Source organism: Nonomuraea zeae (genome assembly GCF_005889725.1).
Lineage (GTDB): Bacteria > Actinomycetota > Actinomycetes > Streptosporangiales > Streptosporangiaceae > Nonomuraea > Nonomuraea zeae.
Window position 1 is genome coordinate 12,951 of the sequence record NZ_VCKX01000141.1, and the last position, 18,458, is coordinate 31,408.

Annotated in this window: 19 protein-coding genes; 13 read left to right on the forward strand and 6 right to left on the reverse strand. The window is 71.2% G+C overall.

Features of this window, described 5'->3' with window-relative positions:
• Positions 1–39: 39 nt before the first annotated feature.
• From ETD85_RS35655 to ETD85_RS35675, 5 genes are read right to left on the reverse strand one after another with little or no spacing between them, the layout of a single operon-like run.
• Positions 40–1,155 (reverse strand): acetamidase/formamidase family protein, encoded by a 1,116-nt coding sequence (locus ETD85_RS35655; RefSeq protein WP_138694226.1) that lies wholly within the window; start codon positions 1,153–1,155, stop codon positions 40–42.
• A 57-nt stretch (positions 1,156–1,212) separates the two neighbouring features.
• Entirely contained in the window at positions 1,213–1,665 is a 453-nt protein-coding gene (locus ETD85_RS35660) for a hypothetical protein (RefSeq protein ID WP_138694227.1), read from the reverse strand.
• Between the two features lie 39 nt (positions 1,666–1,704).
• The gene (locus ETD85_RS35665; RefSeq protein WP_206059023.1) at positions 1,705–2,643 is read right to left on the reverse strand and encodes a carbohydrate ABC transporter permease; all 939 of its coding nucleotides are present in this window, start codon (positions 2,641–2,643) and stop codon (positions 1,705–1,707) included.
• Positions 2,640–3,614 carry an ABC transporter permease gene (locus ETD85_RS35670; RefSeq protein WP_138694228.1) on the reverse strand — a complete coding sequence of 325 codons (975 nt, stop codon included), beginning with the start codon at positions 3,612–3,614 and terminating at the stop codon, positions 2,640–2,642. Before ETD85_RS35670 ends, ETD85_RS35665 begins: the two co-directional genes overlap by 4 nt.
• Positions 3,615–3,650: 36 nt before the next feature.
• A complete protein-coding gene (locus ETD85_RS35675) occupies positions 3,651–5,291 on the reverse strand; it encodes an extracellular solute-binding protein (RefSeq protein WP_138694229.1) in 1,641 nt (546 codons plus the stop codon).
• A 256-nt stretch (positions 5,292–5,547) separates the two neighbouring features.
• On the opposite strand from ETD85_RS35675, the gene ETD85_RS35680 reads away from it, so the two are divergent.
• From ETD85_RS35680 to ETD85_RS35735, 12 genes are all read left to right on the forward strand, one after another.
• Positions 5,548–6,759: an ROK family transcriptional regulator gene (locus ETD85_RS35680; RefSeq protein WP_138694230.1), complete on the forward strand. Its 1,212-nt coding sequence runs from the start codon at positions 5,548–5,550 to the stop codon at positions 6,757–6,759.
• A gap of 98 nt (positions 6,760–6,857) precedes the next feature.
• The gene (locus ETD85_RS35685; protein ID WP_240779644.1) at positions 6,858–9,641 is read left to right on the forward strand and encodes a glycoside hydrolase family 3 protein; all 2,784 of its coding nucleotides are present in this window, start codon (positions 6,858–6,860) and stop codon (positions 9,639–9,641) included.
• A complete protein-coding gene (locus ETD85_RS35690; protein ID WP_138694231.1) occupies positions 9,638–10,642 on the forward strand; it encodes a LacI family DNA-binding transcriptional regulator in 1,005 nt (334 codons plus the stop codon). The genes ETD85_RS35685 and ETD85_RS35690 overlap by 4 nt, the downstream gene beginning before the upstream one ends.
• Before the next feature lie 326 nt (positions 10,643–10,968).
• A complete protein-coding gene (gvpJ, locus tag ETD85_RS67915; RefSeq protein ID WP_138694232.1) occupies positions 10,969–11,409 on the forward strand; it encodes a gas vesicle protein GvpJ in 441 nt (146 codons plus the stop codon).
• 5 nt (positions 11,410–11,414) lie between these two features.
• Complete coding sequence (locus ETD85_RS35700; RefSeq protein WP_138694233.1) at positions 11,415–12,224, forward strand: GvpL/GvpF family gas vesicle protein; 810 nt, start codon at positions 11,415–11,417, stop codon at positions 12,222–12,224.
• 3 nt (positions 12,225–12,227) lie between these two features.
• On the forward strand, positions 12,228–12,458 hold the full coding sequence (locus tag ETD85_RS35705; protein WP_138694234.1) for a gas vesicle protein GvpG: 231 nt from the start codon (positions 12,228–12,230) through the stop codon (positions 12,456–12,458).
• A 4-nt stretch (positions 12,459–12,462) separates the two neighbouring features.
• Positions 12,463–12,771, forward strand: coding sequence for a gas vesicle protein GvpO (gene gvpO, locus ETD85_RS35710; protein ID WP_138694235.1), 309 nt, complete (start codon positions 12,463–12,465; stop codon positions 12,769–12,771).
• A gap of 58 nt (positions 12,772–12,829) precedes the next feature.
• Positions 12,830–13,186, forward strand: coding sequence for a gas vesicle protein (locus ETD85_RS35715; protein WP_240779645.1), 357 nt, complete (start codon positions 12,830–12,832; stop codon positions 13,184–13,186).
• Positions 13,179–13,946: a GvpL/GvpF family gas vesicle protein gene (locus tag ETD85_RS35720; protein ID WP_138694236.1), complete on the forward strand. Its 768-nt coding sequence runs from the start codon at positions 13,179–13,181 to the stop codon at positions 13,944–13,946. The genes ETD85_RS35715 and ETD85_RS35720 overlap by 8 nt, the downstream gene beginning before the upstream one ends.
• Entirely contained in the window at positions 13,943–14,137 is a 195-nt protein-coding gene (locus tag ETD85_RS35725; RefSeq protein ID WP_138694237.1) for a gas vesicle protein, read from the forward strand. Before ETD85_RS35720 ends, ETD85_RS35725 begins: the two co-directional genes overlap by 4 nt.
• Positions 14,138–14,141: 4 nt before the next feature.
• Positions 14,142–14,456, forward strand: a complete 315-nt coding sequence (locus ETD85_RS35730) for a gas vesicle protein K (RefSeq protein ID WP_206059027.1) — start codon at positions 14,142–14,144, stop codon at positions 14,454–14,456.
• An 836-nt stretch (positions 14,457–15,292) separates the two neighbouring features.
• Positions 15,293–15,499 carry a cold-shock protein gene (locus tag ETD85_RS35735; protein WP_103960032.1) on the forward strand — a complete coding sequence of 69 codons (207 nt, stop codon included), beginning with the start codon at positions 15,293–15,295 and terminating at the stop codon, positions 15,497–15,499.
• Between the two features lie 68 nt (positions 15,500–15,567).
• Here ETD85_RS35735 and ETD85_RS35740 read toward each other — a convergent pair whose 3' ends face one another.
• The gene (locus tag ETD85_RS35740; protein WP_170247007.1) at positions 15,568–16,911 is read right to left on the reverse strand and encodes a PP2C family protein-serine/threonine phosphatase; all 1,344 of its coding nucleotides are present in this window, start codon (positions 16,909–16,911) and stop codon (positions 15,568–15,570) included.
• Positions 16,912–17,119: 208 nt separating this feature from the next.
• Between ETD85_RS35740 and ETD85_RS35745 the strand changes: the two genes are divergently transcribed.
• A complete protein-coding gene (locus ETD85_RS35745; RefSeq protein WP_138694239.1) occupies positions 17,120–18,439 on the forward strand; it encodes a DUF5994 family protein in 1,320 nt (439 codons plus the stop codon).
• The last annotated feature ends 19 nt before the right edge of the window (positions 18,440–18,458 follow it).

Here is an 18,458-nt window from a genome sequence, read left to right on the forward strand (position 1 = left end):
CGAGCGAGGGGGCGCCGCGCAGGCGGCGCCCCCCGAGGGCTACCCGGTGAAGATGTCCTCGGGCAGGAACGCCGACACCAGGAAGCTGGGCACGTCCACGAGCTGGCTGACCTTGAGATCGACGGCGACGCTGCAGATCGCGTACGCCTGCTGCGGGCTCCACCCCCGCTCCCCGAGGTGGTCGATCATGTCGAGCAGGGCGTTGCGCGCCGCCAGCGTCGCGTCCTCGGCGGCGACCGCCCCGTCCCGGCTCACCGACATCCCCGTCGTCGCGTAGAAGCGCCGCGGAGCCGCGTACTGCGGCGCCACCCAGTAGTCGGAGCGGGCGAAGCGCGGCCCGCGGATGCCCTTCTCCGCCGCCTGCCCGGCGTGCACCGTGAACCGGACCCGGAGCGTGGCGGTCATCTCGATGGCCGTCCCGCACGCCTCGCAGTCGCCCTGCGCGAAGTGCGCGTCCCCGGCCGAGAACAGCGCCCCCGGCGTGTCCACCGGGACGTACAGGCGCGTCCCCGCCCCGAGCTGCTTGATGTCCATGTTGCCCGCCTGCTCCCTGGGCGGGATCGTGCGCAGCCCGGTGCCCGCGATCGCCGGGTCGGCCGGCACCGCGCCGTCGGCCGACGGCGGCAGGACGAAGCCGCCGCGCTCCAGCGCCGCCTGCTCGCGGGCGGTGACCCGGGCCAGCGTCGCGTGCCCGGGCGACAGGCCGATCGTGCCCATGAACGGCGCCGCCGGGATGCGCACGCCCGGCAGGTCCTCGGAGGTGGCCCAGCCGTCGGCGAGCCGCCAGCGCACCATGAACGGCTCCGGGAACACCTCGCGCAGGAACCCGAACCCGGGCACCTGCACCGTGTAACCGTAGTCGCCGGGGACGACCTCCAAGATCTCGATCTCCAGCAGGTCGCCGGGCTGTGCGCCCTCGACGTGGACGGGGCCGGTGAGCGGGTGGACGACGTCGAGGTCGGGCGCCTCGACGGTCTTGAGCGTGGCGTCCGGGCCCATCTGGCCGTCGAACGCGTCGCGGGTCTCCATGATCACCTCGTCGCCCGGTGCGCACCGCACGACGGGCGAGATGTCAGGATGCCAGCGGTTGTGCCCGGTCTCAGGCTGCTCGCGAAGGGTGCGGGACGGGTCGATGCGGATCTCGTGTACGGCCATGGCGGCCCCCTCGGGTGACGCGTGTGAGCGCCACGCTCTGCCCGGCCCTCCCGGCTGTCAAGAGCTCAGCATCCGGTCCGCCGCGTACGCCGCGACCCCGTAGGCGAGGTGGGGGACGGCGTCCGAGATCCAGTCGGCGGCCGACCACTGGCGCGGGTCGGTGGTGCCGAGCAGCGCCAGGGGAGCGTTCGACCCGGTCATCGCCAGCGCGGTGAGCGCCAGCACCCCGGCGGGCCACGGGAGCCGCCGCCCCGACGAGAGCAGCGCGTAGCAGACGCCGGCGCCCGCGCCCGTGCCGTACCCGAGGAGCGCGCCCAGCGCCTCCTTGCGGTGGCCGGCCTGCTCGCCCTGCCCGAGGTCGACGTCCGCGAGGTCGGCGAGCCGGCCCGCGGCCTGCTCCGGAATGCTGCTGGCACCGCGCGCCCGGATCAACATGTCGAGATATGAGGCGATATTGAGCGCGCTGGTGCCGGCCGCACCCGCGATCAGGCCTTTGACGAGTGTGTGCATGCCCGCCTGCTACCCGGACGCGGGCCGCCGAGACCTGGATCAGCCCTTGATGGCCCCCACGATGACGCCCTTGGTGAAGTGGCGCTGGACCAGGGGATAGATGATCAGCGCGGGGACGACCGCGATCACCACGATGGCCATCTTGATCGCCAGGGTCGGCGGCGCGTCACCCGTGACGCCGGCGGTGGCGCTCGGCAGCGGATTGGAGTCCACCACGTACTGGCGCAGGATCAGCGCCAGCGGCCACTTGCGCGTGTCGTCGATGTAGAGCATCGCGTTGAACCACGCGTTCCAGTAGCCGACCGCGTAGAACATGGCGACCACGGCCGTGACCGCCTTCGACATGGGCAGGACGATCCGCCACAGGATGCGGAACTCCCCGGCCCCGTCGATCCGCGCGCTGTCCAGCACCTCGCCGGGGATGCTCATGAAGAACGAGCGCAGCACGACCACGTTGAACGCGGAGACGGCCGTCGGCAGGATCAGCGACCAGTAACTGTCCTTCAGCCCGAGCCCGCTCACCATCAGGTAGACGGGGATGATGCCGGGGAAGAAGACGAACATCAGCAGCACGCTGAACAGCAGCGGCCGGTGCAGGAACGAGCCGGGCCGCGACAGCGAGTACGCCCCCAGCACGCTCACCCCCGCGCTGATCAGCGTCCCGACGATCGTCACCCCGGTGCTGACCAGCACGGCCCGGCTGACCACGGTGTCGGAGAAGATCTGCCGGTAGGCGTCGAACGTGATCCCGTCGGGCACCAGCACGAGCCCGCCCACGCGGTTGACGGTGGCGGAGGAGCTGAGGCTGGTCAGCACGATCGTGTAGAGCGGGCCGAGCACGATCAGCACGATCAGCGTCACCAGCCCGCCCTTGCCGAGCTGCCCGGCCGGTGAGGGCCGCTCCTCCCACGGCGCCAGCCCCGAGGGCTTCCTGGCCCGGGGCCCGGAAGTGCGGGGCCCGGACGTCAGCGTGGTCATCTCGAATACACCCCTCGCTCACCGAACGCGTGCGCCACCCGGTTGGCCGCCACGATGAGCAGCAGCCCGACCAGGCCCTTGAACAGCCCGGCCGCCGCCCCGTACCCGAGGTCGCCGGTGCGCAGGCCCGACCAGTAGACGAACGTGTCGAACACCTCGGACGCCCCGCTGCCGACGGCGCTGCGCTGGAGCATGAACTGCTCGAAGCCGACGTTCAGCGCGTCGCCCAGCCGCAGGATCAGCAGCAGCACGATCACGGGACGGAGCCCGGGCAGCGTGATGTGCCACATCCGCCGCCACCGGCGGGCGCCGTCCACGGCCGCGGCCTCGTACAGGTTCGGGTCGATGGTGCTGAGGGCGGCCAGGAAGATGATCGCGCCCCAGCCCGCGTCCTTCCAGATCGTCTGGGAGGTGATCAGCAGGATGAACGTGTCCGAGTTCGTCATCCAGTCGACGGCTTCGCGGCCGTTCTCCCGCAGGAGCTGCGCCAGCAGCCCGGCCCCGCCGAACATCTGCTGGAAGATGGCCACGACCAGCACCCAGGAGAAGAAGAACGGCATGTAGACCACGCCCTGCACGAACGCCCTCAGCCGGGCCGAGACGATGCTGTTCAGCAGCAGCGCCAGCATGATCGGCACGGGGAAGTAGAAGACGAGCTGGAAGGCCGTGATCGACAGCGTGTTCACCACCGCGCGCAGGAACTGCGGATCCTCCATCAGCAGCGCGAAGTTGGTGAAACCGATGATCGGGCTGCCGGCGATGCCGCCCGTGAAGGGGTTGTAGTCCTGGAACGCGATGACGTTGCCGAGCGCCGGGATCCACCAGAAGGCGAGGACGACCAGCAGCATCGGCAGGTTCATCACCAGCAGCGGCCAGTCCCTGCGCAGCTTGGCGCGCCACGTCGGCCCCGCCTGCTTCGCCGGGGCGGTGCTGCCGGGTCGTACGGGGCGCTTGGCGGTCACCACGCCCATGGCAGGTTCCCAGAGCCCGGGTGATGCCTCACGGTGTCAAAGCCTGCCGTTCTCACGGGCGACCTTCATGTAGAACTCGCGCGCCTCGTTCCCGCCCTGGTCCTGCCACTCCTTGACGATCTTCGACCACTCGGAGACCGGCCGCTTGCCGCGGAAGATCTCCTGCATCTTGTCCTCGGTGGGCTGGGCCAGGCCGGCCATCTTCGAGGGCGTCTCGACGCGGATGCCGACGAACGGGTCGTTCTCCAGGAGCGACGCGGCCAGCGTCGACCAGTCGTAGAGGGACTGCACGAGGCCCTCGTACTGGCTCTTCTCGTTGGCGTTCGGCCGGCCCGACAGGAACATGTACGTGGGCGCGACCTCCTTGCGCCCGAGCGCCGTCTGCTGGACCTTGCCGCCGTCGACCTTGTAGTGCTTGCCCTCGACGCCGTTGAAGACCAGCTCGTACTCCTGGGTGCCGAACGGCGCCGACGTCCAGTTGGCCAGGGCGAGCAGCTCGCGGGTGCGGGCCTCGCCGAGGCCGTTCTTGACGAAGGCGAACATGCTGGCCGGCTCGTTGCGCCACATGATGGCCTTGGCGCCGGCCTGCGCCGGGTAGGGGTTGACGATCTGCTGGCGGAACTTCGGGTTGTCGGGCTGGAAGCGGCCGAGGTTCTCGTGCCAGGAGCCGAGGCCGTCCCGGTAGACGACCATCTGGCCGCTGCCGAAGATGCCTTTGTTGTCGGCGTCCTTGTTGGCCACGATGTCGGGGTGCACGTACCCGGCCGCGTAGAGCTTGGTCATGAACTCGATCGACGCGGCCCACTCGGGGGTCTCGTACTTGTAGATGAGCGTGCCGTCGCCCTTCTTGCGCCACTCGCGCGGGGCGCCGTAGGCGCGCTGCATCTCCTGCTCCATGCCGCCGCCGAACGCCCAGCGCTTCTTCTTCTCGTCGGTGATGGCCTTGCCGAGCGCCATCAGGTCGTCGCCGCTCTTGGGGTGCTGCAGGCCGAGCTCCTCCAGGATGTCCTGGCGGACGAAGGTGGCGAACGGGAAGGGGTCGTTCTGCCACGGGATGCCCTGCAGGACGCCGCCGAAGACGCCGTACTGCCAGGCCGCGGTGTCGTAGTTGGCCAGCATCGGGAATTCCTTGGCCTTGTCCCCGGCCAGGTAGGGCGACAGGTCGGCGAAGAGCTTGTTGGCCGCCTCGGTGAAGCGGGCGATCTTGATCAGCTCCCAGTTCGGGACGCAGACCATGTCCGGCACGTCGCCGCTGGCCAGCAGCGTGCTGAGCTTCTGGCCGTAGGTGTTGCCGTCCGAGATGTTGAACCGCACGGTGCCGCCGAGGCGCTCGTTGACGGTGTCGTAGTAGGAGTTGCTGCCCAGCCCCGGTGGCACCGTGCCCCACAGCGGGGTCATCGCGGTCACCTCCTTGCCGCTGGTCAGCGGCTTGGTGGTGACGGCCTGGACCATGGCGGCCGGGCGGGTCAGATATCCCGGCTGGACGAACTCGCTGCCGGGCAGGTCGGGCTTGAGGCCCGGGATGTCGAACGGGATCCTCGTGGGCACCAGGCTCTTCAGCTTGTCGGCCGCGACGGCCGTGCCCTTGGACAGCTCCTTCTTCTCGGCGCAGCCCGCAACCAGAACGCTCGCACCGACCAGACCGAGGAACCCGCGGCGAGACGTGACGTCCGGCATGGCTCGCTCCCTTCTCCGAGTGGAGATAGCCTCTCAAATTAGTTGGTATTGCGACCAAACAAATTAGTAGACTGTGACCGCGGCCACAAGAGACCATGGCGGTCACAGGTTGGTGCCAGTGAGAAATCTGCGGATCAGGCTGCCGCTGCGGGCTCCACCGGGCGGCGCGGCGGCGTGACGAGCGGATTTCCCATTAGGGAAGGGAGCCCGCGATGCGGCATGCTGGGGTCATCTCTTGGCGGGAACGGGGCTGATATTGATCACTTCTACGACCGGCCCTCAGCCGGCCGACTTCGCCGACGTGCGGGCCACCAACCTGGCCGTCGTGCTGAGGTTCGTCCGCGAGCACGCGCCCTGCTCGCGCGCCGACATCGCGGCCTCCACCGGGCTGAACAAGGCGACGGTGTCCAGCCTGGTCGCGGACCTGATCGACCGGCGGCTGGTGCGTGAGACGGGGCTGACGGAAAACCGGGTGGGGCGGCCGGCCACGATGCTCGTGCTCGACGGCTCCCCTTACGCGGCCATCGGGGTCGAGATCAATGTCGACTACGTGTCCGCCGTGGCCACCGACCTGGCGGGGCAGCGGCTGCTGACGTGGCGGCGCTCGTTCTCGGGCGGCGACTCGGTCAACCAGGGGGTGGCCGGCGTCGGCGCGATCATCCGGCGGGTGGTCGGCCGCATGGCCAAGGAGGAGCGTCAGGTCCTGGGCCTGGCCGTGGCCGTGCCGGGGCTGGTCGACGTGCAGGGCACCGTACGCCTGGCGCCCAACCTCGGCTGGCGCGACGCCGACATCGGCGGCGACCTGGCCAAGGCGCTGCGCGACCCCGGCTTCCCGATCCAGGTCGACAACGACGCCAATCTCGCGGCCCTGGCCGAGCAGCGCTTCGGCGCGCACGCGGGCGCATCCGACCTGGTCTACCTCACCGGCGAGGTGGGCGTGGGCGCGGGCATCATCCTCGACGGGCGGCTGCGCCGTGGCGGCCTCGGCTACAGCGGCGAGATCGGCCACGTCCAGCTCGACCCCGACGGGCCCGAGTGCCACTGCGGCCGGCGCGGCTGCCTGGAGGCCATGGCGGGGATCGCGGCCGTGCTGCGCAAGATCCCGGCTCCGGCGGAGATCCAGGTCGAGATCGAGGAGTCCGTCCGCCTGGCCCGCGCGCGCGACGCCGGCACCCTGGCCACGCTGGAGTCGGTGGGCCGGAGCCTGGGCAGGGGTGTGTCCGTCCTGGCCAATCTCCTCAATCCGGAAGTGGTCATCCTCGGGGGCTACTACGTCCCGCTGGCGCCATGGCTGCTGCCTGCCGTCCAGGAGGAGCTCAGTGACCGCGTGGTCGCCTCGGCGGCCGGGGGATGCCAGGTCGTGGCCTCGACGCTGGGCCACGACGCGGCCGCGCTGGGGGGCGCGGCGAGGGTTCTCGACTCGATCGACTCGGGAAGATTGCCGGGAGGATTGTCGCGAATCCCTTGACCTTGGTCACCGGGACGTGCACCCTTCAGTCAACCCACCGAAATGTCCGCGTAACTTCCCCAGGCCGGTCGTCGAAGCGCTTCGACACACTCAGAGGGATGACCATGCACGAACCCCCCTTCCGCGACCCAGTGGTCCCGCTGCCCGACCGGATCGACGACCTGATGCGCAGGCTCACCCTTGCGGAGAAGCTGGGCCTGCTGCACCAGTACCAGGCCCCGGTCGAGCGGCTCGGCGTCGGCGCGTTCCGCACCGGCACAGAAGCGCTGCACGGCCTGGCCTGGCTCGGCCCCGCCACGGTGTTCCCGCAGGCCGTGGGCCTGGCCTCGACCTGGGACCTCGACCTGGTGCGCAGGGTGGGCGAGGCGACGGGCGACGAGGTGCTCGCCTTCCACCACAAGGACCCGGTAGGCGCCGGGCTCAACGTCTGGGCCCCCGTGGTCAACCCGCTGCGCGACCCCCGCTGGGGGCGCAACGAGGAGGGGTACTCCGAAGATCCGTGGCTGACCGGCGTCATGGCCGCGGCCTATGCCCGTGGGCTTCGTGGGAGCGCTCCCGAAACTTTCAAGACCGCGCCGACGCTCAAGCACTTCCTCGCCTACAACAACGAGACCGACCGCTGCACGACGTCCAGCAACCTGCCGCCGCGGGTACTGCGCGAGTACGAGCTGCCCGCCTTCAGGCCGGCCATCGAGCAGGGCGTGGCCGTGGCCGTCATGCCCTCCTACAACCTGGTCAACGGCCGCCCCGCGCACCTCAGCCCGCTGATCGAGCAGGTCCTGCGGGTCTGGGCGCCCGGCGACCTCCTCGTGGTCAGCGACGCGTACGCGCCGGGCAACCTCACCGGGCTGCAGGGCTACCACGACACGCTGCCCGAGGCGTACGCGCACGCGGTCAAGGCCGGGCTCGACAGCTTCACCCAGGACGACGACCGGGCGGAGGCCACCCTCGGCCACCTGCGCGACGCCCTCGCGCAGGGCCTGCTGGGCGAGGCGGACGTCGACCGGGCCGTGCAGCACGCGCTGTCGGTCCGCTTCCGGCTGGGCGAGTTCGACCCGGCCACGCCGTACGACGACATCACCGACAGCGTGGTCAACTGCCCCGAGCACCAGCAGCTGGCCAGGGAGGCGGCGCGGCGCTCGTTCGTGCTGCTCAAGAACGACGGCCTGCTGCCGCTGAGCGGCGAGGTCACCAGGATCGCGGTGCTCGGGCAGCTCGGCGACACCCTGATGGAGGACTGGTACAGCGGCACCCTGCCCTACGCCGTCACCGCCCGCGCCGGGCTGGGCGAGCGGTGCGAGACCGTGTTCTGCGAGGCCGTGGACCGGGTGACGCTGACCTCGGACGCGGGGCCCGTGGCCGCCGACCCGGCGGGCGGCCCGCTGAGCGTGGGCGTGGAGACGGGCGAGTTCGACCTGTTCGACTGGGGCGGCGGCGCGTACGCGCTGCGGGCCGTGACCACCGGCCGCTTCGTGTCGGTGGACGGCTCCGCCGACGGGGCGCCCCTGGTCAACGACCAGCCGGGGCCGAACGGGTGGGAGGTGCGCCAGACGTTCCGGATGGAGGAGCGCCCGCGCGGCACGCTCGCCCTGCGCCACATCTCGACCGGCTGCTACGTCGGCGCGGGCGAGGACGGCGTGCTGCGCCTGGTGGACGACGCCGACCAGGCCGTGTGGCTGGCCATGGACGTCGTCAGGAGCGGCACCGAGCAGGCCGCCGAGCTGGCCGCCGCCGCGGACGTGGCGGTGGTCGTGGCCGGCGACCACCCCCTCGTGAACGGCCGCGAGACCGAGGACCGCATGACCCTGGCCCTCGCCTCCGCCCAGGACGCCGTGGTCCAGGCCGCGCGCAAGGCGAACCCGCGTACCGTCATGGTTCTCAGCAGCGGCTACCCGCTCACCTGGAGCGACGACGAGGTCCCCGCCGTGCTGTGGTCGGCGCACGGCGGCCAGGAGTACGGCCACGCCCTGGCGGAGGTGCTCTTCGGCGACGCCGACCCGGAGGGCCGCCTCACCCAGACGTGGTACCGCTCCGAGCAGGAGCTGCCCGACCTCCTCGACTACGACATCATCGCCTCGGACGCCACCTACCTGTATTTCCGCGGCGTCCCGCTGCACCCGTTCGGCCACGGCCTGAGCTACACCACGTTCGACTACGACGACCTGCGCGTGCGCGTGGACGGCGACGTCCTGCGGGCCGAGGCGACGGTCACGAACGCGGGCGCGCGGCCCGGCGTCGAGGTCGTCCAGTTCTACACCCACCAGCAGCGCTCCCGCGTCAAGCAGCCGCTGCGCCGCCTGCGCGGGTTCGAGAAGGTGCGCCTGGAGCCGGGCGAGAGCCGTACGGTCACGCTGACGCTGCCCGTCCCCGAGCTGGCCTTCTGGGACGTGACGCGGGGCAGGTACGTCGTGGAGAGCGCGCCCCACCAGCTCATGGTCGGCCGCAGCGCCACCGACGTGCGCCTGAGCGCCCGCTTCGAGATCGACGGCGAGACCATCCCGCCGCAGCCGGGGCCGCTGCGCGCGGCGAGCCACGACGAGTACGACGCGATCACGTTCGTGGACGAGACCAGGGCGGACGGCGACGCCGTCAGGTCCGGCGCGGAAGGCGCCTGGATCCTGTTCCGGCAGGTGGACCTGACCGGTGCCGCGACCTGCGTGGCCACGGCGGGCAGCACGGAGGGCGGCATGCTCACGCTGCGCCGCGGCGACCCGCTCTACGGCCAGGTGCTGGCCGCCTTCCCCGTGCCCAGGACCGACCGGTACACCTATCACCCCATCGCGTCACCGCTTGCGGCGGCGGACGGGGTGCACGATCTTTATGTGGTGTTCGAGAACGACGGTGTGACGCTGGCCGGGCTCGACTTCGGAGCCGGGGCTTGAGCGGGCGCACGGTCACGATCTCCGAGGTCGCCAAGCACGCGGGCGTGGCGGTCAGCACGGTCTCCTACGTGCTCAGCGGCAAGCGGACGATCTCGGCCGACACCAGGCGGCGGGTGCTCGACAGCATCAGCGCGCTCGGCTACCACCCGAACGCCGGCGCCCGCGCCCTGGCCAGCAAGCGGTCCAACGTGATCGCCCTCGTGCTGCCGCTGCGCGCGGGCATGCACGTGCCCGTGCTGATGCGCTTCGCCAGCGCCGTGGTCACGGCCGCCCGCCGCTTCGACCACGACGTGCTGCTGCTGACCGCCGACGAGGGCACCGAGGGGATCCGGCGGGTGGCCGCGAGCGCGCTGGTGGACGCGCTGGTCCTCATGGACGTCGAGCTGGACGACCGCAGGGTGCCGCTGCTGCGGGAGCTGGCCGAGCCGAGCGTGCTCATCGGCTTCCCCGCCACACCGGCCGGGCTGACCTGCGTGGACCTGGATTTCGCCGCGGCGGGCGCGCGCTGCGTCGAGCACCTCGCCGACCGCGGCCATGAGGAGATCGCCCTGCTCGGGGCGCCGTCCGTGGTGTACGAGCGGGGCACGGGCTTCGCCAGGCGGACGCGCGAGGGGTTCGTGGAGGCGCTGGACGCCCACGGGCTCAAGGGGGCCGCGCTGCCGTGCGAGGAGACCTTCGACGAGGTGTACGAGACCGTCCGCGACCTGCTGCTCGACCGGCCCGGACTGTCCGGCCTGGTCGTGCACAACGAGGCGGCGGTGAGCCACGTGCTGGCCGCGCTGCGCCAGCTCGACCGCCGGGTGCCGCACGACGTGGCGGTGGTGGCGATCTGCCCGGACGACGTCGCCGAGCGGGCGGGCCCGCCCCTGACGTCGGTGCTGATCCCGGCGGAGGAGGTGGGCAGGGAGGCGGTCCGGCTGGTCATGGACAAGCTGGAGGGCCGCGACGTCCCCGACTCCACGCTCCTCACCCCGCTCCTGACCGTCCGCGCCAGCTCCTGACCGTCCGCACGGGTGCCGGAGCGTCCGCACGGGCTCCTGACAGTCCGCACGGGCTCCTGACAGTCCGCACGGGCTCCTGACCGTCCGGACGGGTGCCTGCGCGGCGGAGACCCGTGCGGGCGGTGAGACCCAGCGGTCTCCTGAGGCGGCGCGAATGTCGTGGTCCGACCGTGCCGGAATCTGTGGCAAACGTCCCCTCGGACCAAGATTGCGGCAGGTAATCGGCCGCAGCGCGGGCTCACGTCAAGCCTGCCCGTTATTTCGCTTTATGTAGTTCCCTGTCGTTTTTTCGCGGGCAGGCTGGCGGAAGGCGAGGGGGGATATTTATGAGTACGTCTGTGCAACCCGCGGGCGCCAGCCAGACGGCCGGACGCGGGGGACCGACGGGCTTGGCCGACGTCATCGACACGATCCTCGACAAGGGTCTCGTGATCGACGCCTACGTCCGGGTCTCGCTCGTCGGCATCGAAATCCTGACCATCGACACGCGGATCGTCATCGCCAGCGTCGACACCTACCTGCGCTTCGCGGAGGCCGCGAACCGGCTCGACATGAACGCGTCCGGTCCCAAGGGCCTGCCGGACGTCCTGGAGCAGAGCCGGGCCGGCGGCGCGGTTGAGCAGCAGCAGGACAACGTCATCCAGGGGGAGATCGAGCGGTCGGACGACGAGCTGGACCGCCTCGCCGACGACGCCACGAGCACGGAGGCGATGGAAGAAGAAGAGGAACCCCCGGTGAGGCCCAGGCGGAAGCGACAGAAAGAGTAAGTGAGATGGGACGATCCACCAAGGTTTCCGGAGCCTCCGTACCCAAGCAGGCCACCCGCCGCACCCAGAACCTCGCGTCCTACGTCTACGGCATCGTCCTCGCGGACAGCAAGGGCACCCCGCAGGAGGGGCTGGGCGACCCGGCGGGCAAGGTCAAGCTCGTCCGCCACGGGGAGATCGCGGCCCTGGTCAGCGACGTCGACGTGGACCAGCCGCTGGGCCAGCCGGGCGACTATCTGGCACACGAGAGGCTGCTCGACGCGGTCGCGGCCAAGGGGCCGGTGCTGCCGTTCCGCTTCGGCGGCGTGCTGACCGACGTCGACGCGGTCGTGGAGGAGCTGCTCACGCCGCACCACGACGAGTTCCTGGCCGCGCTGGAGGAGCTCAAGGGGCAGGCCGAGTACACCGTCAGAGGCCGCTACGCCGAGCAGGCGGTGCTGTGGGAAGTGATCGAGGAGAACCCGGAGGCGGCCGGCCTGCTGGAGGCCATCCGCGGCAGGTCCGAGGACGCCACCAGGAACGAGCGGATCAGGCTCGGTGAGATCATCGCCGCCGCGCTGGAGGCCAAGCGGGACGCGGACACCCAGGTGGCGCTCGACGCGCTGGAGGGGCACTACACGGAGGCGCTCGTACGTGAGCCGACCCACGAGCACGACGCCGTGTTGCTGGCCCTGCTCGTCAAGACCGGCGACAGGAAGGGCCTCGAACGCGCCGTGAGCGAGCTGAGCGAGCGCTGGGAGGGCCGCGTCGAGATGCGGCTGCTCGGGCCGCTCGCCCCGTACGACTTCGTCGTGGCGCAGGCCGAGGAGATGTGATCGATGGGCCTGCTCACGGCGATCATGGCCTGGCCGCTCGTGCCGCTGCGCGGGGTGGTGTGGCTCGCCGAGCGCATCCAGGAGCAGGCCGAGCGTGAATTCAACAACCCCATGGCGGTCCGGCGGCAGCTCGAGGAGATCGAGGCCGCCCGGGCCGCCGGGGAGATCTCGGAAGAAGAACAGAACCACCTGTACGAGCAGGTGCTCCAGCGGGTGACAGGAAACAGGAGGTGATCACGTGCCCACCAGGCGCCTTACGGCCGCCCCGACGAAGCGCGCTCCCACACTGACGGCGGCGACGGCCGGAAGCGCCGGCCTGCGCGCCATCGTCGAGCTGACCTCGAAAGACACCGAGGGCGTCACGTCGGTCGAGCCGGCGGACGGCGGCTGGCTGGTGCAGGTCGAGGTCGTCGAAGACCGCCGCATTCCGTCCTCCGGCGACATCCTGGCGATCTACGAGGCCCAGATCGGCCGGGACGGCGCCCTGCAGTCGTATCGAAGGCTGCGGCGGTACCGGCGGGGCAACGGCGACAGCGGAGCGTTGTGACATGGACAGAACTGCACAGGGCGGTTCCGCCCTCCGCTCCTCCCACGGAGCGTCCCCGATGGCCAGCCGCGAGTCGGCCAACCTCGGCGACATCCTGGAGCGCGTGCTCGACAGAGGCGTGGTGATCGCCGGGGACATCCGGGTGAACCTGCTGGACATCGAGCTGCTCACGATCAAGCTGCGGCTGCTGATCGCCTCGGTGGACACGGCCAGGGAGCTGGGCATCGACTGGTGGGAGCACGACCCCTGGCTCACCGGCAGGGACCGCGAGCTGATCGCGGAGAACCGCAGGCTGCGCCGCCGGCTCTCCACCATGGAAGGGCGGGATCTGGAGGGACGGGACCTGGAGTCACGGGACCTGGAGTCACGGGACCTGGAGCCGCGGGACCCGAAGGGATGGGACCCGAATGAGTGACGGCACCTACGTCTACGCGGTCGCCCGCGACGATGTCCCCGTCGGCCAGGTGACCGGGGTGGCCGGGACCCCGGTGCGCACGATCGCCGGCGCCGGCCTGGTCGCGTACGTGAGCACGGTGCCGCTGGCCGAGTTCGGCGAGGAGCCGCTGCGCCGCTCGCTGGAGGACCTGGACTGGCTGTCCGAGACCGCCCGCGCCCACCACGGCGTCGTGGAGGCCGTGGTCGCCGCGACCGCGACCGCCCCGGTCCGGCTCGTCACGGTGTACGGGGACGACGACCAGGTACGCGACCTGCTGGAGCGGCGTAACGAGGACTTCCTGGCGGTGCTCACCCACGTCACGGGCCGCAAGGAGTGGGGCGTGCAGGCGTACGCGGGCCGGTCCGCGGCACCCGCCGTGAACGGCAACGCCCATCCGGACGGCGACGCGGCGACCGAGCGGCCGGGCACGTCCTACCTCAAACGCCGCCAGGCCAGCCTGCGCGTCAGGGAGCAGATCCGCAGGCAGGCCGCCAGGCGCGCGGAGGACATCCACGCCGCCCTGGCCGCCGTCGCCGCCGCCAGCCGCCGCCACCGCGCCCAGGACTCGCGGCTGTCCGGGCGCGAGGAGTCGATGCTGCTGAACGGCGCCTACCTCGTGGACGAGGGCCGGGTGGAGGAGTTCGCCGCCGTGGCGGGGGCGCTCGGCGGGGACGGCGTGGACGTCCGGCTCACCGGCCCGTGGGCGCCCTACTCCTTCACGGTCCTGGAGTCGCGTTGAGGCGGGACGTGGTGGTCGACGAGCGGCTGCCGCCCGAGCGCGTGGCCCTCGTGGACCTGCTGGACCGGCTGCTGGCGGGCGGCGTGGTGGTGACCGGCGACCTCGTCCTGTCCATCGCGGACGTGGATCTCGTACGCATCTCGCTCAGGACCCTCCTCGTGTCGGTGGACGACTTCGACGGGAGCATGTGAACACGTGAGCACTTCGACGGGCGAACACGTCACGGTGGAGCCGCCCCGCTGGCGGATCGCCGCCGACACCGAGACCATCGAGCGCGACCTGTCGCGGCTCGTCCTCACCCTGGTGGAGCTGATCCGCCAGCTCGTGGAGCGGCAGTGCGTGCGGCGCATGGAGCAGGGCGGGCTGTCCGATGAGCAGGTCGAGGTGCTCGGGGTGACCCTGATGCGGCTGGAGGAGGCGATGGGCGACCTCTGCGAGCGCTTCGGCCTCACCCCGGAGGACCTCAACCTCGACCTCGGCCCCCTCGGCACCCTCCTGCCCACGTCCTGACCGTGCGCCCGGCTGTTCCGTCGAATGAGGCGGGCGCTGGAGCGGCTGAGCCCGCCTGGGGTGACGGCGGCGGCACGACCGCCGGGCGGAGGGCGGTCTGCTCGCGGGAGACGCCCGAAAAGCGGGTTGTGACGGTCTGCACCATCCTGAGCCAAGCCCAACCCGCCTTCGCGGCCGCTCAGCTCGCGCAGGAGCCTTCCGCAGACCTCGCAGGGGCAACTCTGGCACGGCCGATGCGGGGTCGCTCCCAGGGCCCCTACAGAGCCGTGTGATGGCGATCACAGGGCGCTCCAGCCTGGCATCGCAGGCCGGGTCGGTTGCCGGCGCGACGTGCCACCCCGGGACCGTCGCCACCACGGGGTCACACGACGCCTCGCCGATCTCGCCCGGCCTGGATCCGACCTCGCCTGGCTCCAGCCAACCCCTTGGCCCGCCGGGCAGGGCCCCGCGGGCGAAATCCGCCGCGATCCGAAACCGGAGCCCCGAAAACGTCGGCCATCGAAGACGCCCGCCACCGAAACCATCGCCCGCCAAAACGGCCGCCGTCGGAATCCTCCGCCTCGGGAATCGGCCACAATCGGGGTATACGCATGGTTTTGCCGGTAATGCCCGCCCTGACGGTCATCCGTGGGCACCGGTCCGCCGTACGGTCCGCTCATCGCGTGTGCTACGTTGAGAGCGTTGCATTGTGGTACCCATAAAGACTTGTGCGTGCCTGTCAGATCGGATCTTCAGGTGCGTTTTTTTGTTTGCCGGTATCTCCGGATGGGCTCATCGCGGCGACACGGGATTCGCGTGGTGCGGATTTCATCTCTGCATATCTAGAGGAGATAGACATGGCAAGCGGAACCGTGAAGTGGTTCAACAGTGAAAAGGGCTTCGGCTTCATCGCGCAGGACGGCGGCGGCGCCGACGTCTTCGCGCACTACTCCAACATCGTCTCCAACGGTGGCTACCGTGAGCTGACCGAGGGCCAGAAGGTCTCGTTCGACATCGTGCAGGGCCAGAAGGGCCCGCAGGCGGAGAACATCGTCGCCGCCTGACGCAGCGCATGACGGGAGCCGGGGTTCGCACCTGAACGGTGCGGGCCCCGGCTGCTGTTTTCCCGAATTCAGGCAAGTTCTGGGAAATTCTCGGTCATGTCGGGAAGTCGTACGGCGAGCACCGCGATATCGTCCTCGCCGGCCGTGTCACCGGCCGCGAGCAGTTCATCGCAAATCGCCTGCGGATCGGCTCCGGACAGGCCGCCCATTTTTCTCCGCAGCCGGGTCATACCCCGGTCCAGCGGCTCTTTTCTGCGCTCGATCAGCCCGTCGGTGTAGAAAACGAGCGTCGAGCCCGGCGGCAGCTCCTCCACGGCGTCCTTCCTGGGCAACGTGGCGTCGAAGCCGAGCAGGTGCCCGCGTCCGGCCTCCAGGAACTGGGTGCCGCCGTCGCTGGTGACCAGCAGCGGCGCCGGATGCCCCGCGTTGGTCCAGCGCAGCCGCCAGGGCCCGGTCGGCGGGCCTTCGACGCGGGCCAGCACCATCGTCGTGAGAAAGCTCTCACCCAGCCCGCCGAGCGCCCGGTCCAGCCGGGAGACCACCCGTGCCGGCGCCTCCCGCCCGTCGAAGGCCAGCGCGCGCAGCATGTTGCGGACCTCGCTCATCTGCGTCGCGGCGGTGATGTCGTGGCCCGCCACATCGCCGATCACCAGGGCAGGGGTCCCGTCGGACAGCCGGAACGCGTCGTACCAGTCGCCGCCCACCTGCGAGGACTCCCTGGCCGGCAGGTAACCGGCGGCCAGGCTGAGCGGGCTGACGTCGGGCAGCCTCGGCAGCAGGGAGTGCTGGAGGCGGGAGGCCATCTCGTGCTGCAGGCCGTACAGGCGGGTGTTGTCGACGGCGAGGGCCGCGCGATGGGCCAGCTCCTCCACCAGCGGCAGGTGTTCGGCGGTCAGGGGAGCCTCGGGGTGGATGCGGACCAGGGTCAGCGCGCCGAGCGCGTTGCCGCGCACGCGCAGCGGAGCCACGATCGCGGAGTCCGCGGCCAGCAGCCGGTGCAGCCGCCGCCGGTCGTCGCCTGGCCCCGCGCCCGCCGGGGCGTTGGCGGTGGCCGCGCTGACCAGCAGCGCGCTGGACGTCCGCAGCGTGCGCAGCAGCAGCTCCTCCATCTCCAACGGCAGCGCGCCGACGGCCCCCGTCAGCCCGATCGAGGCCGCCTGCGCACCCGTCAGCCCGAGGGGAGCCGCCTGCGCGCTCCGCGACCCGGCCGGCAACGCGTGGGCGCCGGCCGAGGCCACGCTGACCCGCCGCAGGCTCTCGCCCTCCACCAGATCGACCGCGCACCAGTCGGCCAGCCTGGGCACGAGGATCCTGGCCAGCCGGCGCAGCGCGGTGTCGGCGTCGAGGCTGCTGTTGACGGCCGAGGACACCTCTGAGAGCAACTCCAGGTAGTCCAGGCCAGCCAGCTCCATGACGCTCCCCATCCCCGCGAACACTCACCGCGATCATCGCACTCCCCGCCGCCGTCCGCGTTCACGCGACACAGTCGGCGCGCACGACGAAGCCCGCGGCGGGCAGAGGCGTATGGTGGATTCACCTGGGATACTTCGCATGCCGGCAACCGCGTCGGCATCGCCTCAGGCACGACCGGTCCCGCACCGGAGACGGGCGGCACGCGAGATGCCGATTCACGACTCACCCCCCGCGCCCATCGCGCTCCGGCCGGCTCGCGTGTTCCTGGAGCCGACGCTGGCCAGGGACGGGACACTCGACGGCGCCTGGTGGCCACGCACCACCGACCTCCATCGCGAGCTCCCCGCCCTCGTCACCATCCTGGAGGACCGGCTCGGCCCCATCCTGCGGGTCAAGCTCAACCTGGCGGCCTGGGACGACACCCCCGCCCACCTGCTCGTCGGCGGCCGGTTCCTGCGCGTCAGCGGCTTCACCGGCACCGCGAACACCATCAGGGTGATCCGCGGGGACAAGGACGGCTACCTGCTGCTCGTGGTCCCGCCCGACACCGAGGCGCCCGCCGCCACGGCCGCGATGCGAACCGCCGCCAGCACCGGCAACACGCTGTCCGCGAGCGAGATCCTCGCCCACTGCGGCCGGGCCGCGCCCGGACCGGCGCCGAGCATGCGGATGCGCCCTTACCGGCCCGCCGACCAGCAGGCCGTGCTCGCCCTGATCGAAGCCGACTCCCTGCCGGGGCAGCCGGCCTGCTCGCCCGCCGCCCTCGACCAGGCCGTGGCCGGAACGCCCCGCAGCGAGCCCGTCCTCTGGTCCGACCTCGAACGCCCGCGCACCGACGTCCTGGTGGACCCCGAGGGTCACATCATGGGCGTGATCTCCTACGCGGCGCATCAGACGGAGGATTCGGGGGAGATTCTCTGGCTACACGGACAGGAGATACCGGACATCGTCGAAGCGCTGGTCGCCCACGCCCTGCTCGAACTGAGCGGCGGCGCGGCCGTCCATGCCTTCACCGCCGCGCGGGGCCTGGGCCTGCCGGCCCTCCCGACCGGCCGCCGGCCCGTGACGCGCAAGGTGCTGGAGCACGCCGGCTTCACCGGCCGTAATTCCTGGCACTACCTGCGCCGCACGAAACCCTGCGCCCCCGGCGCCACCGCCTGCCCGCCGGTGGAGGTCGTCGACAGCCAGACGCCGCCGGGCTGGTGGCTGAAGGCCAGGGACGACGACTCCGCGGCCGAGGTCGTCGCCCAGGAGCCGCAGAGCGGCCTCGGCGTCCTGTGGTGGTTCAGTGCGGCTCCCCACCACGCCGACCAGGCCCTCGAACGGGCCCTGCTCCAGCAGGCCGACCTCCTGCTGCGCGAGCACGGCGCCATGGAGACGATCCTGTACGCCGCCGACGACCCGGCGAGCAGGCAACCCGGTGCCTGGGGCCTCTTAGAGGACGCGGGCTTCACCGAGATCGACCACCTCGTCTCCTATACCCGGCGAGCCGTCCCGGGCGACAATCCCATCCAAGCCCTCGGCTGACCGGCCCACCCCGCAGCCC

Coding starts and splice junctions, on each gene's coding strand:
- ETD85_RS35655 (WP_138694226.1), bottom strand. CDS start 1,155: ATGGCCGTACACGAGATCCGCATCGACCCGTCCCGCACCCTTCGCGAG.
- ETD85_RS35660 (WP_138694227.1), bottom strand. CDS start 1,665: ATGCACACACTCGTCAAAGGCCTGATCGCGGGTGCGGCCGGCACCAGC.
- ETD85_RS35665 (WP_206059023.1), bottom strand. CDS start 2,643: ATGACCACGCTGACGTCCGGGCCCCGCACTTCCGGGCCCCGGGCCAGG.
- ETD85_RS35670 (WP_138694228.1), bottom strand. CDS start 3,614: ATGGGCGTGGTGACCGCCAAGCGCCCCGTACGACCCGGCAGCACCGCC.
- ETD85_RS35675 (WP_138694229.1), bottom strand. CDS start 5,291: ATGCCGGACGTCACGTCTCGCCGCGGGTTCCTCGGTCTGGTCGGTGCG.
- ETD85_RS35685 (WP_240779644.1), top strand. CDS start 6,858: ATGACCATGCACGAACCCCCCTTCCGCGACCCAGTGGTCCCGCTGCCC.
- gvpJ (WP_138694232.1), top strand. CDS start 10,969: ATGAGTACGTCTGTGCAACCCGCGGGCGCCAGCCAGACGGCCGGACGC.
- ETD85_RS35700 (WP_138694233.1), top strand. CDS start 11,415: ATGGGACGATCCACCAAGGTTTCCGGAGCCTCCGTACCCAAGCAGGCC.
- ETD85_RS35705 (WP_138694234.1), top strand. CDS start 12,228: ATGGGCCTGCTCACGGCGATCATGGCCTGGCCGCTCGTGCCGCTGCGC.
- ETD85_RS35715 (WP_240779645.1), top strand. CDS start 12,830: ATGGCCAGCCGCGAGTCGGCCAACCTCGGCGACATCCTGGAGCGCGTG.
- ETD85_RS35720 (WP_138694236.1), top strand. CDS start 13,179: ATGAGTGACGGCACCTACGTCTACGCGGTCGCCCGCGACGATGTCCCC.
- ETD85_RS35735 (WP_103960032.1), top strand. CDS start 15,293: ATGGCAAGCGGAACCGTGAAGTGGTTCAACAGTGAAAAGGGCTTCGGC.
- ETD85_RS35740 (WP_170247007.1), bottom strand. CDS start 16,911: ATGGAGCTGGCTGGCCTGGACTACCTGGAGTTGCTCTCAGAGGTGTCC.
- ETD85_RS35745 (WP_138694239.1), top strand. CDS start 17,120: ATGCCGATTCACGACTCACCCCCCGCGCCCATCGCGCTCCGGCCGGCT.